The organism is Caulobacter sp. AP07, from assembly GCF_000281955.1.
Taxonomy (GTDB): domain Bacteria; phylum Pseudomonadota; class Alphaproteobacteria; order Caulobacterales; family Caulobacteraceae; genus Caulobacter.
On the sequence record NZ_AKKF01000222.1, the window covers coordinates 1 to 8,260 of the forward strand.

Consider the following 8,260-nt stretch of genomic DNA (forward strand, 5'->3'; position numbering starts at 1 on the left):
CGGCGGCAGCGGCGGCTTCTCGATCGCGGCCGGCGTCTCGGTCGGCAAGAGCACAGGCGCGGCGTCCTTGAGCATCGGCGGCGGCGGCGGGGTCGGAGGCGACGGCGGCGTTGTGACCGTCAACAGCCACGACCTGATCGAAACCCACGGCGATCGCGCCTACGCGATCCAGGCCCAGAGCATCGGCGGCGGCGGCGGCGCGGGCGGCTTCTCGGCGGCGGTGACGGTGGCTCTGTCGTCCGGCAAGCCCATCGGCATCGGCGCCGCGATCGGCGGCTCTGGCGGCGCGGGCGGCGACGGCAAGAACGTCACCGTGACAAGCGACCTCGGCGCGGTGACGCACGGCGAGGACGCCCACGGCCTGATCGCCCAGAGCATCGGCGGCGGCGGCGGCAGCGGCGGCTTCTCGGTCGCCGGCGCGCTGACGCAAGGGACCAGCACGATCGGCGTCTCGGCCTCCATCGGCGGTTCGGGCGGCTCGGCGGGCGACGCCGGCATTGTCCGGGTCACCACCGACGGCGTGACCACCACCGAGGGGGCGCGCGCCTACGGCGTGTTCGCCCAGAGCGTGGGCGGCGGCGGCGGCGACGGCGGCTTCGCCGGAGCCCTGACCGGCGGCCTGTCCTCGACCGACAACATCGCCATCGGCGTGTCGATCGGCGGCTCCGGCGGTTCGGCGGGCCTCGGCGGCGACGTCTATGTCACCAACAACGGCAAGGTCGGCACCACCGGCGACGGCGCCACGGCGGTGTTCGCCCAGAGCGTGGGCGGCGGCGGCGGCACGGGCGGCATGGCCGTCTCGGCGACCCTGGGCGGGGCCAAGTCCAAGAACATCTCGCTGGCGTTCGGCGGTTCGGGCGGTGGCGGCGGCAAGGGCGGCGATGTCCACGTCACCTCGACCGACCTGGTGGTCACCGAGGGCGATGACGCCACCGGCATCTTCGCCCAGAGCGTGGGCGGCGGCGGCGGGGCCGGCGGCGCGGCCGGGGCCCTGGCGGTGTCGGGCGGCGAGTCGACCAACCTGTCGATGAACATGGGCGGCTCGGGCGCCACGGGCTCGATCGGCGGCGACGTCACGGTCCTCAACAGCGGCACGGTGGTCACCCACGGCGAGCAGTCGCACGGCATTTTCGCCGAGAGCATCGGCGGCGGCGGCGGCCACGGCGGCATGGCCGGCATCGACGAGAACCAGTGGTCCGACTACATGGCCGGCGGGGCCGGCACGGTCAGCCTGGGCTCCAACAGCAACAACATCTCGGTCGCCCTGGGCGGCTCCGGCGGAACGGGCAACGACGGTGGCGTCGTCAAGGTGACCAACAGCGGCGTCGTGGCCACCACCGGCGAGTCCCAGGCCAACGCCATCTACGCCCAGAGCATCGGCGGCGGCGGCGGCGACGCGGGCGTGGCCACGGCGGCGTCGGGCAGCTTCGGCCAGGGCCGGAACGGCACCTACGCCATCGCCCTGGGTGGCTCCGGCGGCGCGGCCGGCGACGGCAAGCTCGTCCAGGTGTTCAACAGCGGTTCGCTGAGCACGGTGGGCGGCAACTCGACCGGCATCGTGGCCCAGTCGGTGGGCGGCGGCGGCGGCGGCGGCGGCGACGCGCGCGGCTTCTCGCTGAGCTTCGCCAAGAAGGCGGCCGGCACCAGCAAGGCGACCTCGGTCAACCTGTCGATCGGCGGGTCGGGCGGCGCGGCCGGCGAGGGCGGCGAGGTCAATGTGACCAATAGCGGCCAGATCCAGACCCTGGGCGGCGACTCGCACGGCGTGTTCGCCCAGTCGGTCGGCGGCGGCGGTGGTCGCGGCGGCCTGATCTCGACCCAGGGCGAGGAGGTCGTCACCTTCCTCGACATGGCCAACAAGGGCGAGGCCAAGGGCGGTCAGATCGCCATCGGCGGCTCGGGTTCGGGCGGCGGCGACGGCGGCCTGGTCACGGTCGGCAACAGCGGCGTGATCTGGACCAAGGGCAAGGACGCCCACGGGGTGTTCGCCCAGTCGGTGGGCGGCGGCGGCGGCGACGGCGGTTCGGGCCTGGCCGGCGAGGTCAGCATCGGCGGCCAGGGCGGCGTGGCCGGGAACGGCGGCGAGGTCCGGGTGACCAACAGCGGGACCATCGTCACCGAGGGGGCCCTGTCGCGCGGCGTCTTCGCCCAGAGCGTGGGCGGCGGCGGCGGCACGGGCGGGGCCACCGACTACGACGGCGACGACACCTATTCCTACAGCAAGGGCCTGTCGGACACGATGAAGGTGGTCGGCAACCTGACCGCCACCAAGGACCTGATCGACTCGTTCAGCGAGCCGGCCTGGGGGATCAGCATCGGCGGCACGGGCGGTTCGGCCGGCGACGGCGGCGTGGTCAAGGTCGACAACAGCGGCGCGATCTACACCTCCGGCCGGCTGTCGCACGGGATCATGGCCCAGAGCGTCGGCGGCGGTGGCGGCACGGGCGGCGAGGGGACGATCACGGGCGTCGGCCAGATCGTGTTCTCCGGCGTCGGCGGCACGGCCGGCGACGGCGGCGACGTGACGGTCGTCAACAGCGGTCTGATCCAGACCTCGGGCTACGGCGCCTACGGCATCTTCGCCCAGAGCATCGGCGGCGGCGGCGGCGTGGCCGGCGACGTGTCGCTGGGCATCGCCTCGTGGGGCGACTTCGGCCCGTTCGGCGGCGAGGACTACAGCGACTACGCCGACATGAGCATCAACCCGCTGGACGGCTACGGCGGCGACGGCGGCGATGTGAAGGTGACCAACACCGGCGACATCGTGCTGCTGGGCGAGGGCGCGGTCGGCATCTTCGCCCAGAGCGTGGGCGGCGGCGGCGGCCTGTTCGGCAGCGGCCTGGGCCTGTCGTTCGCCGGTTCGCTGGGCGGGACCGGCGATGCGGGCACGGTCACCGTGGTCCAGAACGGCAACATCTATGTCGGCGGCAAGAACGGGATCGGGGCCTTCTTCCAGAGCCAGGCCGGCGACGTCCCGGCCGCGGGCGCGCACAGCCCGGCCCTGGCCTCGGCCTCGGCCGCGATCCCGGCCCCGGCCTATTCGGCCAAGGACATCGTCGCCACCCTGAACGGCGACGTGCGCGGCGGCTCGGTCTACGGCAAGGGCGTGCTGATCGACGGCGGCAAGAACAACGTCATCAACCTGATGGGCGTGGTCTCGGCGGCCTCGAACCTGGCGATCGTCGGCACGACCGGCAACGACACGATCAACAGCCACAAGGGCGTGGTCGGCAACATCGACCTGGGGAGCGGGACCAACGCCTTCAACAACCTGTCGACGGCCGTCCTGCAGTCGCTGGACTTCATCAAGCTGAACGGCGGGCTGCTGAAGACCGACGGGGTGTTCACCCCGGGCGGCAATGGCCTGGTGCAGACCACCCGCGTCGAGGGCGACTTCACCCAGACGGCCAGCGGCGTGTTCCTGGCCGACCTCGACCTGGGCAAGACCGGCAAGGCCGGCGAGATCGACCGCCTGGACGTCACCGGCAAGCTGGACCTGAAGGGCAAGTTCGTCCTGCAGATCATGGACCCCGGCCACATCCGGCCGGGCGACCACACCGCCACGATCCTCAACGGCGTGGGCACCCTGACCTCGTCCGGCCTGCAACTGGTGGCCCCGACCTCGTCGATCGCCACCTTCGAGCTGAAGACCACGGCCGACGACCTGAACCTGCGCTACGTGGTCGACTTCTCGCCGGCCGGGTTCAACGTCAACCGCACGGCGGTGGGCGACCACATCAACAACATCCAGCTGGCCGGCAGCTCGACGGGCTTCGCGCCCGTGGCGGCCGAACTGTTCTGGGAGCCGTCGCAGGCGGCCCTGGCCAACTACTACGACAGCTTCAGCCCCGAGGCCTATGCCGACCAGGTGGCGGTGACCAACTTCGCCATCGCCGGCTTCACCGACTCGCTGATGAGCTGCCCGACCGTTCCCGGCCAGGTCGAGCTGTCGCCTGAGGGCTGCGTCTGGGCCAAGGCCGGCGGTCGTCTGGTCAAGCTGGACGCCACGGCCCAGGATATGGCCTTCGAGGAGCGCGCGACGGGCCTGTCGGGCGGCTTCGAGGGCGAGGTGGCGCCGCACTGGCGGGTCGGCGCCGCGGCTTCGGCTGAAAGCCTGCGCACCGGGATCGAGACCCGCACCAACGGTTCGGGCGAGCGCTACCAGTTCGGCGTGGTGGCCAAGCGCGTGCAGGGGCCGCTGACGGCGGCCCTGGCCTTCGACACCGGCATGAGCTCGCTGGAGACCCGCCGGGCGGTGCTGCTGCCCTCGGGCCTGCGGATGGCCGAGGCCAAGCAACGCCAGACCTTCCAGGCCCTGACCGCCCGGGTCAGCTACCGCCTGGGCGAGGACCGGCTGTACGCCAAGCCGATCGCCGAGCTGAGCCACAGCCGGATCAAGACGGACGCCTTCACCGAAACCGGGGCCGGGGCCCTGAACCTGGTGGCCCCCGAGCAGAAGGACCGCGCCACCCGGCTGAGCGCCAAGCTGGAGGTCGGCGGCGAGTTCATGCAGGGCGTCACGGCGATCCGGCCCTATGCCCGGGTCGGCGCGACCACCACCCTGTCGGGCAAGGCCCCGCTGTTCACGGCCGCCTTCGAAAGCGCGCCGGGACCGTCGGGCCAGTTCAGCGTCGCCGGGCGCCTGGACAAGACCACGCTCGACACCGAGCTGGGCGTGTCGATCGTCAACGCCAAGGGGGCCAGCGCCAAGCTCAACTGGTCGGGGCAGTTCGGCGACCGGGTCAGCAACCAGAGCCTGGCGGTGAAGTTCACCGTGCCGTTCTAAGGCTGAGCCGCGCTTGCGCCGGCGCGGCTAAACTTGGTACTTCGACGCTTCACGCGACGGGGCGGGCTTGTTGGCCCGTCCCGTCGTCGCTATTTGGCGCTCTGCGCTGAACCCTGATTGAAACGAGACGTCCCGTGGCGAAACCGGCCAAAGCCATCATCCTCAGCGCCGGCCAGGGCAAGCGCCTGTCGCCGCTCACCGACACCCGTCCCAAGTGCCTGGTCGAGCTTTCGGGCCGCACCGTGCTGCACTGGCAGCTCAAGCACCTGGCGCAGGCGGGGATCACCGAGGCGGTGGTCGTCACCGGCTTCGCCGCCGACACGGTCGAGAAGGAAGTCGCGGGGCTCGACATTCCGGGCCTGAGCGTGCGGACCCTGTTCAACCCGTTCTATGCCCTGACCGACAACCTGGCGACCTGCTGGCTGGCGCGCGGCGAGATGCGCGGCGACTTCCTGCTGCTGAACGGCGACACCCTGTTCGAGACCGCCATCGCCCAGCGCCTGATCGCCGCGCCGTCGGCCCCGATCACCGTCACCATCGATCGCAAGGCCGCCGGCTACGACGCCGACGACATGAAGGTGCTGACCGAGGGCCTCAGCCTGCGGGCCATCGGCAAGACCATCGAGCAGTACGACGCCGAGTCGATCGGCTTCCTGAAGTTCGATCCCGAGGGCGCGGCGCTGTTCACCCGCATCGTCGAGCAGGCCCTGCGCACGCCGGAAGGCCTGAAGCGCTGGTACCTCAGCGTCATCAACCAGATCGCCCAGGACCACGACGTGGTTCGCACCCAGTCGATCGAGGGCCTGCAATGGGCCGAGATGGACTTCCCCGAAGACCTGCCGGGCAACCGCGCCCTGGCCGCCGCCTGGGTGGCGGCGGGGGAGTAGGGGCCACGGTCGGGGACAGGCGCATGCGCCTGTCCCCAGCAGGTTCCACGACACCGCTGCCGACAATCTGACCATCGGGCGCCCACAGCCTGTCATTGCGTCGTCATGTAACTTGCCTATAGGCCGCAGGCCCGCGTGCAAGTAAGTGGGCTCTTATAAGTGACGGCTGATTCAACGATCGTCCCTTTCGGTTCTCTCTGTCGGTTTCAACAATCCAGTCCTGGATTTGGTGGGGTTCTCATGTCTCGTTTCAACGCCCGTAAGTGCGCGCTCCTGCTGGGCGCGGGTCTTTCCGCCCTGACCTTCGCCAACGCCGCCCTGGCGCAGGAAGCGTCCACCACCGCGCTGGACGAGGTCGTCGTCACGGCCGAGCGCCGCTCGGAAAACCTGCAGAAGGTGCCGGTGTCGGTGGCCGTGGTCGGCGGCGACCAGCTGCGCGCCATCCAGGGCGGCGGCGACGACATCATCTCGCTGTCGGGCAAGGTGCCCAGCTTCTACGCCGAGACCACCACGGGCCGGATCTTCCCGCGCTTCTACATCCGCGGCCTGGGCAATATCGACTTCTACCTCGGCGCCTCGCAGCCGGTGTCGATCATCCAGGATGACGTCGTGCTCGAGCACGTGGTGCTGAAGTCGAACCCGGTGTTCGACGTCAAGCAGGTGGAAGTGCTGCGCGGCCCGCAGGGCTCGCTGTTCGGCCGCAACACCACGGCCGGCATCGTCAAGTTCGACACCAACAAGCCGACCCAGACCCTGCAGGGCCGCGCCAGCGCCTCCTACGGCACCTACGGCACCACCACCTTCGACGGCGGCATCGGCGGCCCGATCGTCGCCGACAAGCTGGCCTTCCGCGTGTCGGCCCTCTACCAGCACCGCGACGACTACGTCGATAACGTCTATGCCGGCGCCAGCGCCGACGGCACCGTGACGCCGAAGAAGAACGCCATGGGCGGCTTCGACGAAAAGGACGTGCGCCTGCAGATCCTGGCCACGCCCACCGACCAGCTGACGGTCCTGGCCTCGGCCCACGCCCGCAACTACGAGGGCACCTCGACCCTGTTCCTGCGCCAGGCGCTGAAGAAGGGCTCCAACAAGCCCACCGCGCCGCGCGACCAGGTCGCCTTCGACGAGGCCAACAACAACCCGCAGGCCTATGACACGCAGGGCGCGTCGCTGAACGTCGCCTACGACTTCGGCCCGGTGACCCTGACCTCGATCAGCGCCTACGAGACCACCGCCGGCTACAGCCGCGGCGACACCGACGGCGGCGCGGCCGCCAACTATCCGGTGGGCGGCGTTCCCAACGGCTTTGGCCAGTCGATGGGCCGGGTTCGCGACCTCGACCAACTGACCCAGGAAATCCGCCTGGCCAGCAACGGCGATAACCGCCTGAAGTGGCAGGTCGGCGGCATGTACTTCGACTCGCGCGACACCACCGAGTTCTACCAGCGCGCCTACTTCACCAAGACCAACCCCAACAACTGGGTGCGGCTCCACAACCTCAACACCTCGTGGGCGCTGTTCGGCCAGCTCAGCTACAAGGTCACCGACGCCCTGACGATCACCGCCGGCGCGCGCGAAACCTATGACGCCAAGAAGACCGTGCTGGCCCAGACCGCCAACACCGCCGCCGGCGCCGTGACCTACAACGGCCGTCGCTATGTGCGCCTGACGGACGAACAGCCCAGCTGGGATCTGAGCGCGCTCTACCAGGTGAACCCCGACGTCAGCGTCTACGCCCGCGTCGCCAAGGGCTTCCGCGGTCCGACCATCCAGGGCCGCTCGGCGGTGTTCAACGCCGACTTCACGACCGCCAATTCCGAGACGATCCTGTCCTACGAAGCCGGCTTCAAGAGCGCCCTGCTCGACAACAGCCTGCGCTTCAACGCCTCGGCCTTCGCCTATGAGGTCAAGGACATCCAGCTGAACGGCAACGACTCGAACGGCAACGGCGTGCTGTTCAACGCCGACAAGGCCCAGGCCTACGGCATGGAAGCCGACGCCGAATGGCGTCCGGTGTCCAACCTGCTGCTGACGGCCGGCGTCAGCCTGCTGCACAGCGAGATCAAGGACAAGCGCGTCTACGCCCAGGTCTGCGCCCTCAACAGCGTCGTGGTCTGCACGGTCAAGAACCCGACGATCGCGATCGTCGGCCCGTTCGGCACCAGCACCTTCGCCCAGATCGACGGCCAGCCGCTGCCCAACGCGCCGAAGTACAACTTCAACTTCACGGCGCGCTACGACCTGCCGGTCGGCGCCGACGGCAAGCTGTTCGTCGCCACCGACTGGAACGTGCAGGGCTATACCAACTTCGTGCTCTACAAGACCGACGAGTTCTACTCGAAGAACAACTTCGAAGGCGGGCTGAAGCTCGGCTACGAAGGCGGCAACGGCGCCTATGAAGTGGCGCTGTTCGGCCGCAACATCACCAACGAGAAGAACCTCAAGGGCGTGATCGAGAACTACATGGCGGCGGTCTACAACGACCCGCGCATCGTGGGGATTTCGGTCAGCGCGAAGCTGAACTAGGACTTTTCTCAAATAGCGCCGTCATCCCGGGCACAAGGCCCGGGATGACGGCGGTGAG

The 8,260-nt window shown here is 69.8% G+C and carries 3 protein-coding genes; all 3 read left to right on the forward strand.

Annotation, left to right across the window (positions count from 1 at the left end; translation table 11 throughout):
• A partial coding sequence (locus PMI01_RS19965; RefSeq protein WP_007673189.1) for an autotransporter outer membrane beta-barrel domain-containing protein occupies positions 1–4,786 on the forward strand: 4,786 nt, incomplete at its 5' end.
• 134 nt (positions 4,787–4,920) lie between these two features.
• The gene (locus PMI01_RS19970) at positions 4,921–5,673 is read left to right on the forward strand and encodes a phosphocholine cytidylyltransferase family protein (RefSeq protein ID WP_007673192.1); all 753 of its coding nucleotides are present in this window, start codon (positions 4,921–4,923) and stop codon (positions 5,671–5,673) included.
• Between the two features lie 240 nt (positions 5,674–5,913).
• The gene (locus tag PMI01_RS19975; RefSeq protein WP_007673195.1) at positions 5,914–8,202 is read left to right on the forward strand and encodes a TonB-dependent receptor; all 2,289 of its coding nucleotides are present in this window, start codon (positions 5,914–5,916) and stop codon (positions 8,200–8,202) included.
• Positions 8,203–8,260 lie beyond the last annotated feature (58 nt).

Excerpts from the sequence above, each read along its gene's own strand:
- PMI01_RS19975 (WP_007673195.1), top strand. The coding sequence starts at position 5,914 with ATGTCTCGTTTCAACGCCCGTAAGTGCGCGCTCCTGCTGGGCGCGGGT.